At 63.5% G+C, this 19,288-nt stretch carries 20 protein-coding genes; 8 read left to right on the top strand and 12 right to left on the bottom strand.

All coding sequences use genetic code 11. The features are described 5' to 3' along the window. Nucleotides 1–2: 2 nt before the first annotated feature. Together MF134_RS09395 and MF134_RS09400 are read right to left on the bottom strand one after the other, a co-directional pair. Complete coding sequence (locus MF134_RS09395; protein WP_255339182.1) at nucleotides 3–1,988, bottom strand: methyl-accepting chemotaxis protein; 1,986 nt, start codon at nucleotides 1,986–1,988, stop codon at nucleotides 3–5. Nucleotides 1,989–2,226: 238 nt separating this feature from the next. Beyond that, complete coding sequence (locus tag MF134_RS09400; RefSeq protein ID WP_255339183.1) at nucleotides 2,227–3,174, bottom strand: LysR family transcriptional regulator; 948 nt, start codon at nucleotides 3,172–3,174, stop codon at nucleotides 2,227–2,229. A 184-nt stretch (nucleotides 3,175–3,358) separates the two neighbouring features. Between MF134_RS09400 and MF134_RS09405 the strand changes: the two genes are divergently transcribed. After that, entirely contained in the window at nucleotides 3,359–3,643 is a 285-nt protein-coding gene (locus MF134_RS09405) for a DUF1127 domain-containing protein (protein ID WP_255339184.1), read from the top strand. Between the two features lie 76 nt (nucleotides 3,644–3,719). On the opposite strand, the gene MF134_RS09410 is transcribed toward MF134_RS09405, so the two are convergent. The 5 genes from MF134_RS09410 to MF134_RS09430 all read right to left on the bottom strand — a co-directional run bounded on the left by MF134_RS09410 (nucleotide 3,720) and on the right by MF134_RS09430 (nucleotide 9,362). After that, nucleotides 3,720–5,045 carry a hemolysin family protein gene (locus tag MF134_RS09410; protein ID WP_255339185.1) on the bottom strand — a complete coding sequence of 442 codons (1,326 nt, stop codon included), beginning with the start codon at nucleotides 5,043–5,045 and terminating at the stop codon, nucleotides 3,720–3,722. A gap of 88 nt (nucleotides 5,046–5,133) precedes the next feature. Beyond that, on the bottom strand, nucleotides 5,134–6,102 hold the full coding sequence (locus tag MF134_RS09415; RefSeq protein WP_255339186.1) for a hypothetical protein: 969 nt from the start codon (nucleotides 6,100–6,102) through the stop codon (nucleotides 5,134–5,136). A 332-nt stretch (nucleotides 6,103–6,434) separates the two neighbouring features. Next, nucleotides 6,435–7,235 carry a hypothetical protein gene (locus MF134_RS09420; RefSeq protein ID WP_255339187.1) on the bottom strand — a complete coding sequence of 267 codons (801 nt, stop codon included), beginning with the start codon at nucleotides 7,233–7,235 and terminating at the stop codon, nucleotides 6,435–6,437. Nucleotides 7,236–7,381: 146 nt separating this feature from the next. Continuing rightward, nucleotides 7,382–8,068 (bottom strand): DUF998 domain-containing protein, encoded by a 687-nt coding sequence (locus tag MF134_RS09425; RefSeq protein WP_255339188.1) that lies wholly within the window; start codon nucleotides 8,066–8,068, stop codon nucleotides 7,382–7,384. A 286-nt stretch (nucleotides 8,069–8,354) separates the two neighbouring features. After that, on the bottom strand, nucleotides 8,355–9,362 hold the full coding sequence (locus MF134_RS09430; RefSeq protein ID WP_255339189.1) for an AraC family transcriptional regulator: 1,008 nt from the start codon (nucleotides 9,360–9,362) through the stop codon (nucleotides 8,355–8,357). A gap of 113 nt (nucleotides 9,363–9,475) precedes the next feature. Between MF134_RS09430 and MF134_RS09435 the strand changes: the two genes are divergently transcribed. Then, nucleotides 9,476–10,027: a DUF4437 domain-containing protein gene (locus MF134_RS09435; protein ID WP_255339190.1), complete on the top strand. Its 552-nt coding sequence runs from the start codon at nucleotides 9,476–9,478 to the stop codon at nucleotides 10,025–10,027. 31 nt (nucleotides 10,028–10,058) lie between these two features. Here MF134_RS09435 and MF134_RS09440 read toward each other — a convergent pair whose 3' ends face one another. Next, nucleotides 10,059–11,432 carry a glutamate--cysteine ligase gene (locus MF134_RS09440; protein ID WP_255339191.1) on the bottom strand — a complete coding sequence of 458 codons (1,374 nt, stop codon included), beginning with the start codon at nucleotides 11,430–11,432 and terminating at the stop codon, nucleotides 10,059–10,061. 122 nt (nucleotides 11,433–11,554) lie between these two features. Then, nucleotides 11,555–12,307 (bottom strand): 16S rRNA (uracil(1498)-N(3))-methyltransferase, encoded by a 753-nt coding sequence (locus MF134_RS09445; RefSeq protein WP_255339192.1) that lies wholly within the window; start codon nucleotides 12,305–12,307, stop codon nucleotides 11,555–11,557. A gap of 101 nt (nucleotides 12,308–12,408) precedes the next feature. Here MF134_RS09445 and MF134_RS09450 point away from each other — a divergent pair, with 101 nt between their 5' ends. Both MF134_RS09450 and MF134_RS09455 read left to right on the top strand, forming a co-directional pair. After that, nucleotides 12,409–13,206: an SDR family NAD(P)-dependent oxidoreductase gene (locus tag MF134_RS09450; RefSeq protein WP_255339193.1), complete on the top strand. Its 798-nt coding sequence runs from the start codon at nucleotides 12,409–12,411 to the stop codon at nucleotides 13,204–13,206. A gap of 127 nt (nucleotides 13,207–13,333) precedes the next feature. Then, entirely contained in the window at nucleotides 13,334–13,792 is a 459-nt protein-coding gene (locus MF134_RS09455; RefSeq protein WP_255339194.1) for a GNAT family N-acetyltransferase, read from the top strand. Between the two features lie 30 nt (nucleotides 13,793–13,822). Here MF134_RS09455 and MF134_RS09460 read toward each other — a convergent pair whose 3' ends face one another. After that, complete coding sequence (locus MF134_RS09460; RefSeq protein WP_255339195.1) at nucleotides 13,823–14,668, bottom strand: helix-turn-helix domain-containing protein; 846 nt, start codon at nucleotides 14,666–14,668, stop codon at nucleotides 13,823–13,825. Between the two features lie 214 nt (nucleotides 14,669–14,882). On the opposite strand from MF134_RS09460, the gene MF134_RS09465 reads away from it, so the two are divergent. The 3 genes from MF134_RS09465 to MF134_RS09475 all read left to right on the top strand — a co-directional run bounded on the left by MF134_RS09465 (nucleotide 14,883) and on the right by MF134_RS09475 (nucleotide 17,400). After that, complete coding sequence (locus MF134_RS09465; RefSeq protein ID WP_255339196.1) at nucleotides 14,883–15,134, top strand: DUF2061 domain-containing protein; 252 nt, start codon at nucleotides 14,883–14,885, stop codon at nucleotides 15,132–15,134. A 160-nt stretch (nucleotides 15,135–15,294) separates the two neighbouring features. After that, the gene (locus tag MF134_RS09470) at nucleotides 15,295–15,726 is read left to right on the top strand and encodes a universal stress protein (protein ID WP_255339197.1); all 432 of its coding nucleotides are present in this window, start codon (nucleotides 15,295–15,297) and stop codon (nucleotides 15,724–15,726) included. Nucleotides 15,727–15,798: 72 nt separating this feature from the next. Further along, the gene (locus MF134_RS09475; RefSeq protein WP_457589965.1) at nucleotides 15,799–17,400 is read left to right on the top strand and encodes an alanine/glycine:cation symporter family protein; all 1,602 of its coding nucleotides are present in this window, start codon (nucleotides 15,799–15,801) and stop codon (nucleotides 17,398–17,400) included. A 69-nt stretch (nucleotides 17,401–17,469) separates the two neighbouring features. Here MF134_RS09475 and MF134_RS09480 read toward each other — a convergent pair whose 3' ends face one another. After that, the gene (locus MF134_RS09480; RefSeq protein ID WP_255339198.1) at nucleotides 17,470–18,039 is read right to left on the bottom strand and encodes a tyrosine-protein phosphatase; all 570 of its coding nucleotides are present in this window, start codon (nucleotides 18,037–18,039) and stop codon (nucleotides 17,470–17,472) included. 204 nt (nucleotides 18,040–18,243) lie between these two features. Between MF134_RS09480 and MF134_RS09485 the strand changes: the two genes are divergently transcribed. Then, nucleotides 18,244–18,756, top strand: coding sequence for a MaoC family dehydratase (locus MF134_RS09485; protein WP_457589966.1), 513 nt, complete (start codon nucleotides 18,244–18,246; stop codon nucleotides 18,754–18,756). A 17-nt stretch (nucleotides 18,757–18,773) separates the two neighbouring features. On the opposite strand, the gene MF134_RS09490 is transcribed toward MF134_RS09485, so the two are convergent. After that, entirely contained in the window at nucleotides 18,774–19,025 is a 252-nt protein-coding gene (locus MF134_RS09490) for a hypothetical protein (protein WP_255339199.1), read from the bottom strand. Nucleotides 19,026–19,288 lie beyond the last annotated feature (263 nt).

The following is a 19,288-nucleotide window of genomic DNA, read 5'->3' on the forward strand; positions in this document are numbered from 1 at the left end:
GATCAGAACTCTTCCCATCCGGCGTCAGGATCGGCCTCGGCCTTGAGAGCGGTATTGCCGGAGACCGCAGCGCGTGTCGGCCGTGGGGCGGGCCTCGGCTTCGACGGAGTGCCGGTCGAAGGCGCGGTCGTCGTGGCGGACTTCGCAGCGCCATTGGCGAGCGTGAAGCGCGCGATGAGTTTCGACAGCTCGTTCGTTTCCGTCAGCAGATGCTGGGATGCCGCCGTCGATTCCTCGACCATGGCCGCATTCTGCTGCGTCATCTGATCCATGTGGCCGATGGCGGTGTCGATCTGCGTCAGGCTCGCCGCCTGCTGGGCGGCGGAGCCGGAGATCTCGTGGACGGCGGTCGTGATCGAGCCGACATGGGCGACGATCGCCTTCAGAACGTCGCCGGCGCGGCCAACGAGTTCCACGCCCTCGTCGACCTGTGAGGTAGAGGTTGCGATCAGTTCCTTGATCTCCTTCGCGGCCTCCGCCGAACGCTGCGCCAGCGCCCGCACTTCCTGCGCCACCACGGCGAAACCCTTGCCGGCCTCGCCGGCGCGGGCGGCTTCGACACCGGCGTTCAGGGCCAGCAGGTTCGTCTGGAAGGCGATCTCGTCGATGACGCCGATGATCTGCGAAATCTGATGGGAGGAGTTCTGGATCTCGCTCATGGCTGAGATCGCTCCATCAACCACGGTCTCCGAGGCTTCGGCCTCGTGAGTGGCGGTGTCGACGATACCGCGGGCGCTGGTGGCACCGGCTGCCGCGCGCTTGACGGCCTCAGTCACGTCGCTGATCGCTGCTGCGGTCTGTTCGAGACTGGCCGCCTGCTGTTCCGTTCGGCGTGACAGGTCGTCGCTGGCCGTCGACATCTCACGGGCGCCGGTGCGGATGCTCTCGCCTGCGCCGGCGATCGTTGCCATCGTCTGGGCGAGGGTGGAGATCGCCGAATTGAAGTCGGTCCTGAGCTTCTCGTAGGATTCGGGGAAGCGGGCATCGATCCGGTGGGTCAGATTGCCTCGGGAAAGCTCGGAAAGCGCGGTTCCGATCTCGTCGACGACGAGCTTCTGCTCGCGGGCCGTCGCCGTCTGGAACGCGCTGTTGCGATCGCGCTCCGCGTCGGCCTCGTCGCGGCGGGCTTGTGCTTCGGCCTCCATCTGCTGCTTGTCGTCCGCTGCCCGCTTGAAGGTGCGGAACGCACGCGCGAGATCCCCCACCTCGTCGTTGCGGTCGACCTCCTCGAGGTCAACGACGCTATCGCCCCGGGCAAGACGGTTGAGTGCGCCGGTGACATGACCCAGCGGACGGAGCAGGCGCAGATTGATGAAAAACGCCAGCGCGATCCCCAGAACGAGCGTGACGAGCGTCACGATGACCACCATGGTGAGGGCGCGTGTCTCGCTCGAGGTGATCGCGGCCTCCTTGATGCCGTGCTCTCCATCAAGACGCGAGAGCAGAGCTTCGATGCTCTGTTGGGTGTCACCCACGGCGGAACTGATCCGCTGGGCCGCTGCGTCGAATTCTCCCATGAGGCGATTGCCGGCCGCAGGTCCTTCGGCGACGTAGGCTTTGGCCATCCTTATCCCGAGAGCGTAATAGGCCGGAAACGCCTCCCCCACGGCGTCGAGTGCGGCGACCGTCTCTGTGGAGTTCAAGGTCTCGGCGATCGCGCGTGCAGCCTGAAGGTTCTTCTCGAAAGATGCGGCATGTTCGGCGGCGACTTCGAAACCGTCGTCCAGACCGTCAAGGCCACGCGTGGCGGAAATGTCGGTCAGAAACTGCTGCACCTGGACGACGTCGAGCTGAACGGCCTTCTCCAGAGTGGCGAGATTGACGGTTTGCCGGGCGGTGTTGAAGTCCTTGTTCGATTCCTGATGGAGCGTCCAGAGATTCGACAGGAGGGTTGTGCTCACCCATGCCTGACCGCCCAGCACGACCGCTACCAGGAGGATGAGCGCACCTGTGACGAGGCTCTGCAGCCGATTGGATCGTGTTTTCACGGAGTTCCTCCAGCGGGACAGTCTGTTTGGGCTTGGCCACGCCAAACCGCGCCGCGCACGCGGCCACGCCACCGGCTTCCCGGGCGCTGCGTTTGCTCTGGGAAAGCTGCCACGCAATGGTTAACGATCGGTTCGGATCGTAACCTTTCGTAAATCAAGCTTATGAGTGCAGCGGCGGCTGTGACGCGGCGGGTCCGGGCGAGGGCGCGGCCGACTGGCCGGTCGCATGTCAGTTCGTCTATCCGCCGCTGGCGATGCGCACGCGCTGCGGCCGGACGAGCCGCGTTTCCGGCAGGTGGGAGGGTTTGGCAGCCTTCTCGTTCGGCGGGAGGTTCGCGAGACTGTCGCGGATATGGTCGACGAGCGCCGTCACGACGGCGCCGTCGGCATTGCGGGCGCGAATGATGCCGATTTCGTTGTCGCGCAGCTTCGGAAAGCCGTCATGCTCGCCGAGGACACGCATGCCGGGGCGGAGCGCGCATTCCGGCAACACGCCGACCGCCAGGCCCGACAGGATCGCCGAGGCAACGATCTGGGCCGACCAGGAGGAGAACAGGACCTTGTAGCGCCGCCCCGACTCGTCGAGGGCCTGCAGACCCTCTGCCCGCCAGGCGCAGTCGAGCCGCCCGAGAGCGAGTGGCAGCACTTCCTCGTTGTGGACGTCGTGGGCGGCCGAGGTCATGAAGTGCAGCGGCTCGCGCCGGACGATCTCCGGCATCACCGTTCCCACGGTGCAGTCGGCGACAAGGGCGACGTCGAGCCGCCCCTTGTCGATGTGATCGGCTAGATTGGATGACGGCTCGCAGGCGATCTGCAGTTCGACGAGCGGGTTCGAACGGGAAAACCGGGCGAGAATCTCGGGCAGGAAGCGCTCGGCGTAGTCGTCCGGCAGGCCGATCCGCACCTGACCCTGCATGGCGTCGTGGTCGAAGGCGGACAGGGTTTCCTGATTGAGGCTCAGCATGCGCCTGGCATAGGCGAGAAGCCGGGAGCCGCTGTCGGTGACCTGGATCGTCCGGCCGGTCCGCTCGAACAGGGAGACGCCGAGCCTCTCTTCCAACCGACGGATCTGCATAGAGACGGCAGACTGCGTCTTGAACACGTCTTCGGCCGCCTTGGTGAAGCTGCCCGTGTCGACGATTGCGACGAAGGTGCGCAGCTGTTCGAGATCGAGAGGATTGGCCATGACGTCTATCCATCAGCGGAGGTGATGCCAGACATTAAAAACATTCGTTGGCGTGATCAATAGGGGCGTCATATGTTCGCAGCGTCAGGAACATTCGGGAGCCGCTTCCACCCCTCGCTTCGGCGAAGGGGAGAGCGCTCCCGCTTTTTCCGGACGTCAGATGGCTGTGAAAGGAGACAAGGCCATGACGATCACTGCGAGACATTCGACCCCCACGGCGACCCGTTCCCCCGCGGCGCGCCTCATCGCCGGCATGCGCGTTTTCGCCTATGCCGCACGCGCGATCGTCAAGACCATGATCAACCGGCGATACGTAAAGTCGCTTGCGGACATGCCGGACTATCTCCTGAAGGATATCGGCATTCGGCGCGACGACATCTGGACGGCACTCAACGCCGACTGGCGCGAGGACCCTACCTACAAGCTCGCCGTCACGGCTGCCCGGCGACGTCGGGACGAGCTCTGCTGACCGCCCAGTAAGGTCACCGACGATGAGAAAGGGGCGCATCCCGATGGGTGCGCTCCTTTTCCTTGTCGCCAGAGCCTCAGTCGACCGTATCCTCGTCGGCTTCTGTCTCCGGTTCGTCGCTCTTCAGCCGCGAGAAGATCAGCTTGTCGATGCGATGGCCGTCGAGATCCACGATCTCGATTTCGAACAGGCTCCATTGGAAGCGTTCGCCGGGATCGGGAATGTGACCGAGTTGTTCGAGCGCGAAGCCGGCGACGGTCTCGTAGTCGCGCTCGGCGGGAAACTCGATCTCTTCGATCTGCCGGGGAAGTTGTTCGACCAGCAAGGCTCCGTCGACGAGCCAAGAGCCATCCTGGCGCCGGAGCACCTGGGGTTCGTCCTCGTAGCCTTCCGGCAGCGAGCCGGCGATCGCCGATAGAATGTCCTGCGGCGTGGCGATGCCTTCGAAGGAGCCGTACTCGTCCAGCACGATCGCCATGTGGATCTCGTGGGCGCGAAAGCGCTCCAGGAGTTTCAGAATGGGCATGCCTTCGTTGACGTAGAGCGGCTCGCGCATGATCTTGGAAAGCGCGACGCCGCCGTTCCGGTGTTCCTGTTCCAGAATGTCCTTGGTCTGCACGATGCCGACGACGGCGTCCTCGTCCGTGTCGATCACCGGAAAGCGCGAATGCCCGGCGGCGATGATCTCCTCGATCGATTCCTCCGGCGGGTCGGTCGGATCCAGCCAGTCGACATCCGGGCGCGGCACCATGATCGAGCGGACGGTGCGGTCGGCGATGCTAATCACACCCTCCAGCATCTCACGCTCCTTCTGCTTGAAGACGCCGAGCTGGGTGCCCTCGGCGATCATCGCCTTGACGTCGTCCTCCGTCACGTTGTCGTTCTCGTTTTCCCGAAGGCCGAAGAGCTTGGTCACCGCCCGGGTCGAGATCTCCAGCAGAAACACGATGGGCGCGCCGAGCTTGGCAATGATCCGCATGATCGGCGCGACGAAGCAGGCAATTCCTTCGGGTCGCGACAGGGCGAAGCGCTTGGGGACGAGTTCGCCGATGACCAGCGAGAAATAGGTGATGACGATCACCACGAGAACGAAGGCGGCGTCCTCCGCAACGGCACCGACCACGGGCCAGTCGGCCATGACTTCGCTCAAGGGTTCGGAAAAGGCCGAACCGCCGAAAGCACCGGCGAAGATACCGACCAGCGTGATCCCGATCTGGACGCTGGACAGGAAGGTGGTTGGGTTTTCGGCGAGCCGGAGCGCCGCCTTTGCGCCCTTTCGGCGCTGCTTCGCCATCTGTTCGAGACGGCTCTTCTTGGCCGAGACGACTGCGAGCTCCGACATGGCGAAGAAGCCGTTGAGGAGAATGAGGGCGAAGACGATCGCGGCATTGATGATGAGCAAGAATGAGCCTCGGGGGTGAGGGAAGGGGTTTTGCTCAAGATAGGCGGTGCCGGTCGATCGGCGACAGCCCGGCGCCGAGTTGGCCGGCCTAGTCCTTGTCGTCCGCGCGCCGGCCTTCCAGCTTGCCGGGCGCGTTTGCGGCGGAATGCGCGAAGAGCGCCATCATGCGCCGGGCATATTCCTCTTGAAACGCCAGACCCGCCCGGGCCAGATCGTCGGCTTCGCTGGGACGATCCCGTGACTGGCCTGTGCGGTCTTCGGACTTGCCTGCGGCGCCATCCTCGCTGATTGAGCCCGCCGTGTCGCCGGTGAGACCGGCGGTAAATTGGTGCATCATCGCTTCGAAGGGCGAGGTGAAGGCCACACCGTTTCCGCCGACAGCGCCGTCTCCTGAAGCGTTGGGCGAGCGGGCAGCCCCGTTGGCCTCCGGTGGCAGCCAGGGCACGCTTCCGTTGAGCGCCTCGGAAAACAGTTTCGCCAGATAGTCCGAGCCCGGAACCGGCTCCGCGCGGTCGGTAGCGCGCTGCGGCTCACCCGAGGGCCGCCCCATCGCCTCGATCGCGTTGGCGCTGCGGCGGAGCATCTCGGCCATTGCGCCGGCCGGATCGCCGTCGGCCAGTCCTTGTGACTGGTTGCGCGAGCGATTGGTGGCCATCATCTGCAGCATGTTCTCGATGGTCATTACCGAGAGCGAACGCATCATCATCGCGATCGTATCGGGTGCGATGCCCGTGGCGACCGAGACCTGACGGGCGACGGACGCGACCATTTCCGGCGATCCGAACAATGCGTCGGTGAGGGCGCGCGCCTGCCGGCTGGCGGCCGGATCCGGGGTGGCGCTGCTGGCGCCGCTTTCCATGAAGGGCTTGTAGTGCCGGGCGATGTCTTCCCAGACGCCGGGCATGAGCATGGCCCGCTGCAGGGCCAGCGCAAAGGCTGGCGCCAGGGCGACCGTGGTCTTGCGCATCTCCTTCTGGCTCAGCTTGAACGCATCGGCGAGCCGGTCCGCACCGAGCCCGGAGTCACATGCGGTGAGCCAGTCGAAAAAATCCGTCATGCGTGGCCCTGTCGGCTGGGTGCCCGATCCCATCGAAGTTTGCGAAAGCCAAGTCTGGATAGTTGGCGCGATTTGCCCAGCTGCCAAGCAGGATTCTGCGAGTATTGCCGATTTTTTTGGCGAAGTTGATGGTGAGCTAGCCTGTCACGCGTTCCCCGTTCCTGAGAAGGAGCAGTGTCGTAAAGGACGAGCGCCGGCGGATCTTCACGATCCGGAAGTTCGCGGCTCCGGACCAGCGGCCGATTGGTCGATGTCAGCTCTTGTTGCGTGAGGGGCAGCGAAACGTCCTCGCTGCGCGGAGAAGAAGCATAGGAAATCGGAGCCGAGCATGATCAGTCATGGTGCGCGCTACCCAGAAGCGCCAGCGCAGCGTCTTCTTCCAAAACGACGTCGTTGACGGTCCAACCGGGGACCATACGCATGCGATCCAGGCCGGCGAAAGCGCTTGAAATCTTGTCGGCGTCCGCCGGATCGTCTTGCATGGCGGCCGCAAACTCCCGGCCAAACCCGCCAAAGCCCTCCGCTTCCAGCTCGCACAGGTGGATCTGGTTCCACTGCATCTTCAGTTCCGGGGCCTGGTGGAGGACAACGGCTGTCTCCATCGCCCTGAACGTCCCGAATTTGCCTGCCTGAACAAGCTTCGTGGCGGCGGGACCACAATATTCTCGCATGATCTCACGGTATTCGCCGAGATGTGCCGGCTTTACATCAATGAATTCCAGCGACGCTTGCCGTTCGGGTCGGGCGGTCGAGCCCTGCCAGTCACGCGGCAGGACGAAGGACGCCGGGGTGGTCAGAAGAATCTCCGCGCGCAGCAGGCCGATACTCTGCGGTTGCTCCCCAATCACGAGATCACGGATGACTTCTGAAGGCACCATGCGGCGGAAATAGCTGAACTCGAGATGGCTCCATAGAGGCGCTTCGCAGGTGTTCTGGAAGACGCTGCCATGCCGATAGACTGCCCGCCCGAGGCAGGTCTCCTCGAAACGCGACCCGTCGATGGCGCTGGACTTCAGCGCCATTTCTGCTCCCGGGTCCGACGCCCTTATCGTCCGAGCGAGCACCACAATGCGGTCATCAGCCTCGATCTGAGCCAGATTCGCGTCGTGAACGGCATCGCGCTTCTCGGCCATCGGATAACCTTCGAACGGGGTGCGGTCTGAGTGAGCCGTGCTCGAAACGGCCTTCGCCGCCAGCTTGGCCTATGACTACAAGGAGCCGGCTACGGCGCCAATCGACCTCGGCTGCGACGTGGCCTCTGATCGCCCCTGCACGCCTCTCAGAACGGGAGCGTTCTCATTCTACCTCTCGACCGATCGATCAGCAGTTTCGAAAGCGCGAACAGCCAGGCGACGCAGACGAAGCCGACGGCGCGTTCGATCAGGCCGTCGATCGAAGTCGGCGAAAACCAGAAGATCGTGGCGCCGCCGACCCAGAGCACGGCGCAGACGATATTGAACCAGAACCAGCGGCGCTCGTATCGGTAGAAACCGTGCGCCGTGAGGAGAGCCGTCGCGGTGAACGCCAGGGCCATGGTGACGACAAGGGGGAAGTGGATGACCAGCCCGCCAGTGTCGTTGTCGCCGTATTCGTTATAGGCCCCAATGACGATGATCAGGAGCGCGACCAGCACCATCACCCAGGACCCGATGCTCCACGACAGATGACCGTAATGCAGCCGCCGCAAACCGATCGAGCCAGCCGCCATTCCAACTGCGAAGGCGTAGAGACCATAGTCCATGATCCAGGCCATGCGGCCTGCGGCCGTGTCGCTGATCGTGCCTTCGAGAAGGCCGACATTCGGCAGGGCGATCACGGCCGCGAAATTGGCGATCACGACGATGACGCAGCCGAGAATGCCGATGACCCCGCACCAGTAGAACAGTTTCGGATGGCTCGGGTCGTCATGCGCGGATTTCCCGTGCGAGGCCGTATCGCTGGCGCGTGAGGCAGGTTCGGGTTTCATGCCTTCGAGCTTTTCCCTCTTCTGGATTCGCGAGAACCGGTCGCGGACCTTGGATGCTCAAATTCGACCGCTCGTAGCGGCGAAGCTAGGGCTGCCCATCCGATCTTCAGCCCCGCACCACGCACTGGAAACGGCTTCTTTGCTCACGGGGCTCTGAATTCCGAGCCTTGGCAGCCAGTCGGGCGACTGTGGGAAAACCCTCCGCCGCGCTGCAATCGTCGACGGAACCGCTCCTGAATACCCATTCCTTGCCATCGGATGCCTTGCAGACACCGCCCGCGCAGGCTCAGTGCGGCTTTCGCGTCGGCAATCTCTGTTGGGCTGCCCGGTATCGGGACGGTGTCATTCCCGCCCAGCGTTGAAAGGCGCGGGAAAAATGCGCGACGTCGCTGTATCCCAGTTGAAGCGCGATGTCGGTGATCTTCTGATCTGTCATGCCGAGCAGGTCTGTCGCCCGCGTTTTGAGAAGACCATCCAGAACGGTCGAGAAACTGCCGCCCTCTCGGTCGAGGGCGCGCTGCAGGGAGCGGCGGCTGACGTGCAGTTTGGAAGCCACCCAGTCGATCCTGGGTGGTCCTTCCAGCAGCGCGATCGCGCAAAACGCCGAGACCTCCTCACGGTAGCTGGTCGGCGGCGGCAGAGACGGCTCCGGTCTGACGTCAGACCCAGTCCCGCACGCTCTTGTCGCCGCAAGAAGGTCCATATCGAAGTCGATCGCCGACACTGCGGCGCCGGGCTGAACCGGCGCTTCGAAAATTCTCTCGAGCGCCGCGGCCTGTTCTGCCCCCCTGCAGGTCGACATGATCAAAAGCGGCGACCACGAGCGTCCGGCATAGTGTCGCACGCCGTCGATGAGGTAGCTCACTCCCAGCAATTCGTTCTGGAACTTGCCGTCTCCTCCCGGATCGAGAAATTCGATCGACCAACGGGCGCGCGTCTCGAAGAACTCGAGGCGCAGTGCCGTCGCCGTCTGCAGGAAGCGGTTCAGCCCCCAATTGGACCGGTCAATGGCGCCTGCGAGGGTCGGGGCGCGGGAGACCCACGCGCCGAATGCGCTCAATCTCTCCATTCTGACAAGTCGGCCAAGGGCTGCCCCGACGAACGGATCGCCAACCTCACGCCCGGCTTCGCTGAGGACCTTGAACTGTTCCTCGAGAGGCAAGGGCAGGTCGGGATTGTCGAGCAGGCCGATCGGCAGGTCGACCCGAGCGAAAACGCGCTGGATGGATCCGTCCCTCTGATCGACGAAATCGAGGATCGGACCGAGTGCGCTGACCCGCGTATAGCCCTTCATGCCGCCGCCTCCTTGCGCCAAGAATGGCACCAAATGGCAAGAACCGAAATGCGCAAAGTGCGATCAGTCAGGTTGGGCAGATCCATCAGGCCCGGCTCTTGAGGGAGGTATCAATGCAAGAGGAAACACTGACGCATGGGGAAGGACTGGCCAGGGTCGGCTCCGATCGAGCGGCGGCGATCGACGCGCACGCTGATGCAGCCACACCCGCTGCAGCCGGTTTTGATCAGTCCAACATCAAGTGGAACAGCCTCGAGGGGATCGATCACGTCTGGTATCACGTGCTGAAGGTCGACCCGGAAGCGAAGATCGTCGATCTGATCCTGAAGTTCGCGGCGAATGAGCGGATCCTTCTGCATCGGCACCACGCGGACTACAGCACCTTCATCATCCAGGGCGAGCTGAGGCTCTATGATTCGGAAGGCGAACTCACCGAGATCCGCCCGACCGGCAGCTTCGTGGAAAAGCCGGCTGGCGGCCCACCGCATTCCGAAGGCGGCGGCGATGTGGATTGCATCGGCTGGTTCAGGAATCGCGGCACCGACGGGATGATCTACGAGATTCTCGGGCCTAATATGGAGACCCTCGCAACCTTGGGGCTGCACGACTTCAATGGGCTCTTGGAAGCTCAGGAACCGCCCGTGAAGCCGGTCACCTTCGAATAGGGTCCGTCGTCGAGGCCGCGCACCCGCGGCCTCAATAGCTCAGATGCTTGAACACCCGCGGCATCGAGCGGTCCCACTGCTCCTCATAGAGCCGCACGAGCTCTTCGGCCGAGGTCGTGCCGCGGGCGGCGACCTCTTCAAGCGGGGCAAGGAAGAAGCTCTCGTCATTGCCCTCGTCGTTGATCCGGCCGCGATTGATGAGGCCTTTTCGGGCAAGCTTCAGGGTCTCGCGGGCGAGGTCGAGCACTTCGCCGTCGCGGAATTTGGCGCGGAAGCCCTCGCGCGGCACGGCGGCGCGCATGGACGACACTTCCTCGAAGGTCCAGTCGCGGGTCAGATCATCGACGGCCGAGAGCGTCGCCTCGTCGTAGAGGAGGCCGACCCAATAGGCGGGCAGGGCGCAGATGCGTCGCCAGGGCCCGCCATCGGCGCCGCGCATCTCTATGAAGCGCTTGAGCCTCACGTCCGGGAACAGCGTAGAAAGATGGTTGGTCCAGTCGCCCAGCTGCGGCTCGGGGTCCGAGATCTCGCCCTTCAGCGCGCCGTCCATGAACTGGCGGAAGGTGACGTGTGTCGCGTCGTGATAGCGCCCGTCGCGCGTGACGAAATACATCGGCACGTCGAGCGCCCATTCGGCATAATGGCGATAGGTGAAGTCCGGCTCGAAGACGAAGGGCAGAAGCCCCGAGCGCTGGTTGTCCACGTCGCTCCAGACGTCGGAGCGCCAGGAGACGAGTCCGTTCGGCTTTCCTTCGGTGAAGGGTGAATGAGCGAACAGCGCCGAGGCGACCGGCTGCAGCTTCATGCCGACCCGCATCTTGCGGCGCATGTCGTCTTCGGTGGCGAAGTCGAGATTGACCTGGATGGTCGCGGTACGGAACATCATGTCGAGGCCGCGCGTGCCGACCTTCGGCATGTAGCGGCGCATGATGTCGTAGCGCGACTTCGGCATGATCGGGGTCTCGGCGAGCGTCCAGGTCGGCGAGGAGCCGATGCCGAGAAAGCCGATGCCGAGTTCCTTGGCCACCGACCGGACCTGCGCGAGATGCGCGTTCGACTCGCGGCAGGTCTCGTGGATCGTTTCCAGCGGCGCGCCGGAGAGCTCGAACTGGCCGCCCGGCTCCAGCGAGATTGCGCCCTGGCCGTCGGCGCCATAAAGGCCGATGATGCGACCGTCGTCGACGATCGCCTCCCAACCCGACAGCGCCTTCATCCCTTCCAGAATCGTCCGGATTCCGCGTTCGCCCTCATAAGGAACGGGCGAGAGGTCCTCGACGTAATAGCCGAATTTTTCGTGCTCGGTGCCGATGCGGAAGCGCTCGGGCGGCTTCTCGCCGCCTTTCAGATGATCGACCAGATCGTCCATCGAGGCGATCGGCGTCAGATCGGTCGTGTCGCGCGCCATGCGTATCGTTCCATCTTGCCTGTGCGGGCCTTTTTTCGTCTACCGGGGACGAAGCTGTCGGGCGTCGTGCCCCGATTTGATGGCAAGTGCAAGCATCATTGCGGTGGACGGTGCGGCCACGGTTACGCGCTCTCGGGCCGCCAGTCGCCGTTCGCCGCCTGGAGAACGGCGAGCGCCGCGACCGCCGCGGTGTCGGCTCTGAGGATGCGCGGGCCGAGCGAGATCGCGGTGACGAAGGCTTCGCTGCGAAGTCGCTCGCGTTCCTCGGCCGAAAATCCCCCTTCGGGGCCGATCAGCAAGGCCATGGGCGAGGCGGGTAGGGCTCTCAACGTGTCGATCGGGCTCTGGGAATCCTCTCTTTCGTCGCAAAAGATCACTTGCCGGTCGCCGCGATAGGTTTCCAGCATGGTGTCGAACTTCATCGGCTCGCGGCATTCGGGGATTGTGAGGATGCCGCATTGCTCGGCCGCCTCGATGGCGTTCGAGCGCATGCGTTCCAGATTGAGCCGGCTTGCCTGGACGTGCTGGGTCATCACCGGCTGCAACACGCCGGCGCCCATCTCGACGGCCTTCTGCACCATGTAGTCGAGCCGTGCGTGCTTCAGCGGCGCGAAGAGATAGTGAAGCTGCGGCGCCGCCGTTTGCGGCCGGACCTGCGTTTGCGGCGTCAGTGCCCCCTTCTTCTTGGCCGGACGTTCGAGCCTTGTCTGCCATTCCCCGTCGCGGCCGTTGAAGGCGAGGACGCGCGCGCCCTCTGAAAGCCGCATGACGTTGAACAGATAGTTCGTCTGGGGCGGGGCAAGGGGAATCTGGCTGCCCGGCCGAAGGTCCTCGGGAACGAACAGGCGCGGGCTCGAAAAGTCGTAGTCGGGCATCGGGGCAGTGTCTTCTTGTCGCGATCGTCGAGGGGCAACCTATGCCGAGCGCCGCCGTTGTCAGCGCAGAATCGACAATCCGTTTCAGAAGGGACCAATCCATGGATTTGAAGATCAAGGATCGCGTGGCGCTGATTACCGGCGCCACCGACGGGATCGGGTTTGCCACGGCGAAGATCCTGGCAGAGGAGGGCTGCAAGCTGGTTCTCAGCGACCTTCGCATCGACGAACTCAAGGAGCAGGTGAAGGAGCTGCCCGCCGAGGTGATCTGCGTCGAGGCCGACGTCACCAAGCAGGCGGCGGTCGATGCGATGGCCAAGGCCGGACGCGACAAGTTCGGCTCGATCGACATTGTCATCCACACCGCGGGTGTCACCGGTGCCAAGGGCGATCCGCTCGAGGTCAGCGACGAGGATTACGTCGAAGCCTGGGAAATCGACTTCATGTCCGCCGTGCGCCTCGCCCGGGCGACATTCCCCGGCATGCGCGAGAAGGGCTGGGGCCGCTTCGTCTGCATCACGTCGGAGAACACCGTCCAGCCCTACTGGGAGGAGGCGACCTACAACACCGCCAAGGCGGCGCTGTCTGCCTTCGTCAAGAACCTCTCCTACAAGGAGGCCGAGTACGGCATTCTCTGCAACACCGTCGCGCCGGCATTTATCGAGACCGACATGACCGACGGCATGATGAGGCAGCGGGCCGAGAAGTTGGGCGTGTCCTTCGAAGAGGCGGTGAAGAGCTTCCTCGAGGAGGAGCGTCCCGGCATCGTGCAGAAGCGCCGCGGTCAGCCCGACGAGGTCGCGGCGGCGATCGCGCTGATCGTGTCGGAGCGAGGCTCCTTCATCAACGGCTCGAACATGCGGGTCGATGGAGGGTCGGTCCAGGCCGTGCAGAACTGATCACTGTCCGGCCGGGCATCCGCGCCCGGTCGGCTGGCCGCCGGTAGCATCAGCGTGCTTGTCTTGCGGGGCAGAGCGGGCTACCGGTCGGCGACCTTTCGATCTGCATCTGCCCGCCCACACCGCCATGCCCATTCTCGATATCCGTTCGGCCACCTGGGCCGACCTGTCGGCCATCGTCGCGATGCTGGCTGACGACATGCGCGGTCAGGCGCGTGAGGATGCGAGCCTGCCTCTCGATCTCGCCTACGAAAAGGCATTCGAGGTCGTCTCTGCCGATCCGAACCAGCTTCTGGTGGTGGCCCTGATCAAGAGCGAGATTGTCGGCACGTTGCAGATCACCTTCATTCCCGGCCTCAGCTACAAGGGCGCCTGGATCGGCCAGATCGAGGCGGTCCGCATTGCGTCGAAGCTGCGCGGCCTCGGCCATGGCAGCGAATTGATCCGCTGGGCCGTTGACGCTTGCCGGGATCGGGGTTGCCATCTCGTGCAGCTCTCGTCGAACGCGGAGCGGGTCGACAGCCACCGCTTTTATTCGAAGCTGGGCTTTGCCCAATCGCATCTCGGCTTCAAACTGGCGCTTTGAGTTTAGGTCGTCTGCAATCCGCCGATAGCGTCAGTCTCCGATCAATCCCTCGATGAAGCGCGGCGTGTGCTTGGCTTCGAAATCGGCCTCGCGCACCAGCCCGTCGAAATGCCGGGTGAGTTCGAGGACCTGCCGGCGCTCGCGGAAGATCATGTAGAAGCGCCCCACATAGACCGTCGCCTGCAAGGGGCCGAACACGGTGAGCGGCGCCGAGAACACCTTCTTGCGGTCGAAGAGATAGAGCCGGAGCGAAGGGTAGAGTTCCTCGGTGAGCCGGGCGAGGCGCTCCAGCTGTGCGCGCCGCTCGCTCGCGGGAAGACCGCGCCAGTATCCTTCGCCGGCTGCAAAGGCTTCCAGCGTGTCGAGCGGTACGGCAATCTCGTAATCGGTGTCGGGCGCGCGCAGATAAGCGAGGCGGTCGCGCATGTCGGCGATCGCCTGATCGGTGGTGCGGCCGACGAAGTCGCCATATTCGAACCGCAGCACCGATTCCAGTTTCAGCATGTCGGGCAGGGTCGCCGGGACGTGGCGGATCTTGTAGCCGCGCGCTTCCTCGTGCCAGCGGAAGATCGAGGCGTCCGAAGGCGCGCGGGCGGCCTCCTGCAGTCGGATCGCCGCCTCCAGCATGTCGGCGCTGCGCTCGTGCCGGTCGGTCAGGCCGAGGAGCCAGTCGCAGGAGACGCCGAGGGCGGCCGCGCATTCGGCCGCGAACTGGGCGTTGGGCAGCCGCCCATCATCTGTCGAAAACACCAGCGAGACCGTGGAACGATCGACCCCCGCCGCGCGGGCGAGAGCGCTTTTCGACATGTCGGCGGCCTGCATCGCCCGGGCAAGACGGTCGCGAAACAGGCGGGATCGATCGCGCTTATCCATCATATCGTGATAAAAATCATCATCTGATTTGAATGTCTGCATTTTCGGATTTTTTCAAGAGAATTTTGGGAATCGCCGCGGGTCGCTCTTCGGCGTAGAGCGGTCCTGCGATCGCCTGGCACCCGCCGGCAGCCCATCGCATTCCTTCTTTCTACGAGAGATCGGGCCGCGCCTCTTCTCGGCGCGAGCCCGGCGGCACATTCGGAGTCTCTTCCCCATGGAATCGCGCGTCAGAAGTCTGGCCAAAGCTCTGTCCTGGCAGTCGCTCGGCCTCGTCAGCACCTCGCTTCTGGGCTACGCCTTCACCGGCTCTTTCCTCTCAGGCGGCGGATTGGCCCTGGCGTCCTGTGGCCTCGGATTTCTCACCTACATGCTGCACGAGCGCATCTGGGCGGGCATTCGATGGGGCATCGATAGCCTGAGCGGCGAGCGGCTTGAGACCGGAAACGCGACACAGGCGTCCAACTGAAACTCCCCATCGGCTACGCCGAGCCTGAAGGCGGCTGCGAGCGTGCCAGCGCACCCGGTGCATATTTTGGTTGCCATCTACGAAACTGATGATAGCGTAAGCAATATTGATGGGTCGGCTAACCTTCTCGGCGTCGACCGGCGCGATCGACGGGTGAGCCATGGCAAACGAGCTTTTCATCGTCGCTTACGATGGCGTGGATCGGGACGTCGTCGATTATGCGGCCGTTCGCGCCAAGGCCAGCGGTGCCAGCCTCCACATTGTCCACGTCCTTCACTGGTCTCCCTACAGCTTTCTGACGCCGCAGGAACTGGAAGAACGCAAGATGCGGCGCCGTGAAGAGCTTGAACGTGCCAGAAGCACATTGCTCGATCCGCTGGTCGCGGAGCTGAAGGGCGGCGGTCTTTCGGTGGATTGCGAGATCCGTTTCGGTTCGCCGACGGAACTGATCCTGGAGGTCGCGAAGACCCGCCAGGCCTCGCTGATCTTCGTCGGCAGATCGGGCAAGTCCAGCATCGAGAACAAGATCTTCGGCAGCGTCACGCTGGGCCTTGCCCAGGCAGCGCCCGTTCCGACCGTGATCGTGCCCTGAGCGGGGACCGCCACCCGGAATCTGAATTTTCCGATCCTGTTTTATCAGAGTTTTCGTCCAGGGGACCCGTCCATGCGATTTAGAGCAGCCTTCCTCCTCCCGGCCCTGATGACGACAGCCCACGCCCTGCCGGCCTGGGCACAGGAGGCGGAGGAAGGCGGCGGAGCCTCGATCGATCAGTGGATCGATTCCATCGTCGCGCCGGTGACGAGCCCCTTCGTCAACTTCATCTTCGCCTCGCTGCCGGGGACGAACCTGCCATGGATCGTGCTCTGGCTGATCACCGCGGCGGTGATCTTCACCTTCTATTTCGGCTTCGTTCAGTTCCGCATGGTGCCGCACGCGATCCAGCTCGTGCGCGGCCACTACACCTCGCCTGATGCGGCGGGGGAGGTCACGCATTTTCAGGCCCTGGCGACGGCGGTTTCCGGCACGGTGGGGCTCGGAAACATTGCCGGCGTCGGCGTGGCGATCGCCGTGGGCGGACCGGGCGCGACCTTCTGGATGATCCTGTCCGGCCTCTTCGGCATGGCCTCCAAATTCACCGAATGTACGCTTGGCGTGAAATATCGCGAGGAACACCCTGACGGGCGGGTCTCCGGCGGACCGATGCATTACCTTAAAAAAGGCATGGCCGAGATCGGCAAGCCGGGCCTCGGCAAGGGGCTGGCGATCGGCTTTGCGATCTGCTGCGTCCTCGCCTCCTGGGGCGGCGGCAACATGTTCCAGGCGAACCAGGCCCACGCCCAGCTCGTCGTCATCACCGGCGGCGAGGAGAGCTTTCTCAACGGCCGCGGCTGGATCACCGGCGTGATCATGGCAGCGATCGTGTTTCTCGTCATCATCGGCGGCATCAAGTCGATCGCTCGGGTGACGGAAAAGCTCGTGCCCTTCATGGGCATCCTCTATCTTCTCGCGGCGCTGATCGTCATCATCGCCAATATCGACCATGTCGGGGCAGCCTTCGCTGAGATCTTCGAAGGCGCCTTCACCGGCCTCGGCGTCGCCGGCGGCTTGATCGGCGCACTGATCCAGGGGTTGAGACGCGCGACCTTCTCCAACGAAGCCGGCATCGGCTCGGCCGCGATCGCGCACTCCGCCGTGCAGACCAAGCACCCCGTCACGGAAGGTTTCGTCTCCATGTTGGAGCCTTTCATCGACACGGTGGTCATCTGTACGGCGACGGCGCTCGTCATCACCATCTCCGGCGTCCTGCAGCAGGATCCGACGACCGGTCTCTATGTCTGGGACGAGGCGGCCGGACGCATTGCAACGGAAGGCGGTCTGACCGGCGTCGAACTGACCTCGGCAGCCTTCGGGTCGCGGATCAGCTGGTTTCCTTATGTCCTGGCGGTCGCCGTCGTCCTCTTCGCCTTCTCGACCATGATCTCCTGGTCCTATTACGGGCTGAAGGCGTGGCTTTTCCTCTTCGGCGACAACCCGTCGTCCGAACTCTTCTTCAAGCTTCTGTTCTGCTTCTTCGTGATCGTCGGTGCTGCGATCAGCCTGGGTTCGGTGCTCGACTTCTCCGACGCCTCGCTCTTTGCCATGGCGATCTTCAACATCATCGGCTGCTATTTCCTGATGCCGATCGTGAAGCGGGAGATGACGAGCTACGTGTCGAAGCTCAGAAGCGGCGCGATCCCGAAATATGTCGGCGAACAGCCGGCGTGACCGGGTGATGTCTCGAGACGTGCGTCTGTCCAGACCCGGTGAGAGCATCGGCGTTGTGAGATGCGCGGCTCAGGAGTCGTGATAGCCGAGCGACGGTTCCAGGCGCTCGAAGGTCGCGTCCATCGGGGCGGCGGGAAAGAAGGGCAGGCCGAAATGGCCGTAGACGATCGAGAGCTGTCCTTCCGCCGTCTCTTCATCCGCGTGGTGCCGATGGGCGAGATAGAGGGCGGCCGCGAGGCCTGATCGATCCGACCCGGACATGCAATGGATCAGGATCGGTGTCCTGGCTTCGTCCAGGGTTTCGAAATAGGAGGCGATCTCTTCGTCATCGAGTTCCTTGCTCGCCGACCACGAGAAATTGACGAGTTCGATGCCGTTCGCCTCGGCAATAGCGCTTTCCGCCCGCCACCAATCACGGTCCGGATGCTCACCGCGCAGATTGATGATCGTCTTTATGCCCTCGCTCTTCACGAGGGTTTCCAGCGATCCTGCGCTCAGGGTGCCCGATCGGTAGAGTTCCCCGGCCACCACCTGGTGGATGTTTCCTGTGAGGTGTTCCACCCCCAGATAGGCACCTCCGCAAACAACCAGCGCCGTTGCAGATAGCGCGATGTTCCGCAAGCCTCGCTTGAGCGTCATCCGCGTCTCCCTTTGGCCAGGCAGAAGCGGCGGACGCGCCAATCTGTCAAGTGATGCTTTCGTCATGTATTGCGCCGGTGGTGACGCCTTTCTGCTTTCTTGGCGAGGCCCTGGAGCCTATATGGTCGGCCGTAATGCGCGATGTTGCCGCGACACGGGCGCGATCGCGATCGAAAACATGCGAAAGAGTCTTCAGGAGGCAGGATGGCCCTCACATCGGTGGCCGAAACGGAAGCGCTGCTGCGCGAGCGAATGGTGCCGCTCGCCGATTATCGGGCGCATCTGGAGGGCGAACCCTTTCTTTCGCCCTGGCTCACCGTCGATCAGACCATGATCGATCGTTTCGCGGTTGCGACACACGACCATCAATTCATCCATGTCGAGCCGGATCGCGCCAGGGCGGAAACGCCCTATGGCGGCACGATCGCTCACGGCTTCCTGACGCTCTCGCTTCTCTCAACCCTCGCCTATGAAGCGATTCCAGGTGTCGAAGGAACCCGGATGGGCATGAATTACGGGTTCGACAAGGTCCGGTTCCTCAACCCGGTGAAGGCGGGCACGAGAGTACGCGGACGGTTCACGATGGTCGGGCTGACCGAGCGTGCCGTCAGCCTGCAGACCGCCTGGGACGTCGCAGTGGAAATCGAGCGCGCCGTCAAGCCCGCCCTCACGGCCCATTGGATCACGCTGACGGTGATGACGCCGCCAGACGTTTGATCGCGCGGAGGCCTCCGTCAGTCTTCCGGATCCACCGTGCCGGCGGGATCGTCTGTGGTCTCCGAGGCGGAGTCTCCGGCATCGAACGGTGACTGGGCGGAATTTTCGGGCAGATCGTCCTGACCGGCCGTGGATGAGCCGGTGCCACCGGTCGGCCCGTCGCCGCTCCCGACCTCGTCACGCTCCACCTCGCCGTCGCAGGCCGCAAGGCCGACCGGAGCGGTAAGGAGAAGGGTGGCAAACAGAGCGGCTGTCGTTTTGCTGGGCATTTCATTTTCCTCTGATGATCGTGTCCTCTCGGGGCACATGGTCTGGAGGAATCCGCTCACGCACTCGGAGTTGCTCGCAAACTTCTCAGCCGCCTCGGCAAAATTGCCGCAGGCAAGGGGCGACCAGGTCGGGGACCATGACGGTGACGTGGCGCGATCAGTGCGGTTGAGGTCAATCGTTCGGCAAATGGCGATTTTTTAGTCGAGTGATCAAAAAACAGTCATTTCGGACGCTTTTCTCGCAGTGACTGGCTTGCAGATTT

Source organism: Jiella marina (assembly GCF_024359545.1).
In the GTDB taxonomy this organism is placed as follows: domain Bacteria; phylum Pseudomonadota; class Alphaproteobacteria; order Rhizobiales; family Rhizobiaceae; genus Jiella.

Excerpts from the sequence above, each read along its gene's own strand:
- MF134_RS09405 (WP_255339184.1), top strand. The coding sequence starts at position 3,359 with ATGACGATCACTGCGAGACATTCGACCCCCACGGCGACCCGTTCCCCC.
- MF134_RS09490 (WP_255339199.1), bottom strand. The coding sequence starts at position 19,025 with ATGCCCAGCAAAACGACAGCCGCTCTGTTTGCCACCCTTCTCCTTACC.
- MF134_RS09445 (WP_255339192.1), bottom strand. The coding sequence starts at position 12,307 with ATGCCCGACTACGACTTTTCGAGCCCGCGCCTGTTCGTTCCCGAGGAC.
- MF134_RS09465 (WP_255339196.1), top strand. The coding sequence starts at position 14,883 with ATGGAATCGCGCGTCAGAAGTCTGGCCAAAGCTCTGTCCTGGCAGTCG.
- MF134_RS09475 (WP_457589965.1), top strand. The coding sequence starts at position 15,799 with ATGCGATTTAGAGCAGCCTTCCTCCTCCCGGCCCTGATGACGACAGCC.
- MF134_RS09440 (WP_255339191.1), bottom strand. The coding sequence starts at position 11,432 with ATGGCGCGCGACACGACCGATCTGACGCCGATCGCCTCGATGGACGAT.
- MF134_RS09470 (WP_255339197.1), top strand. The coding sequence starts at position 15,295 with ATGGCAAACGAGCTTTTCATCGTCGCTTACGATGGCGTGGATCGGGAC.
- MF134_RS09400 (WP_255339183.1), bottom strand. The coding sequence starts at position 3,174 with ATGGCCAATCCTCTCGATCTCGAACAGCTGCGCACCTTCGTCGCAATC.
- MF134_RS09480 (WP_255339198.1), bottom strand. The coding sequence starts at position 18,039 with ATGACGCTCAAGCGAGGCTTGCGGAACATCGCGCTATCTGCAACGGCG.
- MF134_RS09435 (WP_255339190.1), top strand. The coding sequence starts at position 9,476 with ATGCAAGAGGAAACACTGACGCATGGGGAAGGACTGGCCAGGGTCGGC.
- MF134_RS09455 (WP_255339194.1), top strand. The coding sequence starts at position 13,334 with ATGCCCATTCTCGATATCCGTTCGGCCACCTGGGCCGACCTGTCGGCC.
- MF134_RS09450 (WP_255339193.1), top strand. The coding sequence starts at position 12,409 with ATGGATTTGAAGATCAAGGATCGCGTGGCGCTGATTACCGGCGCCACC.
- MF134_RS09430 (WP_255339189.1), bottom strand. The coding sequence starts at position 9,362 with ATGAAGGGCTATACGCGGGTCAGCGCACTCGGTCCGATCCTCGATTTC.
- MF134_RS09415 (WP_255339186.1), bottom strand. The coding sequence starts at position 6,102 with ATGACGGATTTTTTCGACTGGCTCACCGCATGTGACTCCGGGCTCGGT.
- MF134_RS09425 (WP_255339188.1), bottom strand. The coding sequence starts at position 8,068 with ATGAAACCCGAACCTGCCTCACGCGCCAGCGATACGGCCTCGCACGGG.
- MF134_RS09420 (WP_255339187.1), bottom strand. The coding sequence starts at position 7,235 with ATGGCCGAGAAGCGCGATGCCGTTCACGACGCGAATCTGGCTCAGATC.
- MF134_RS09485 (WP_457589966.1), top strand. The coding sequence starts at position 18,244 with ATGGCCCTCACATCGGTGGCCGAAACGGAAGCGCTGCTGCGCGAGCGA.
- MF134_RS09460 (WP_255339195.1), bottom strand. The coding sequence starts at position 14,668 with ATGATGGATAAGCGCGATCGATCCCGCCTGTTTCGCGACCGTCTTGCC.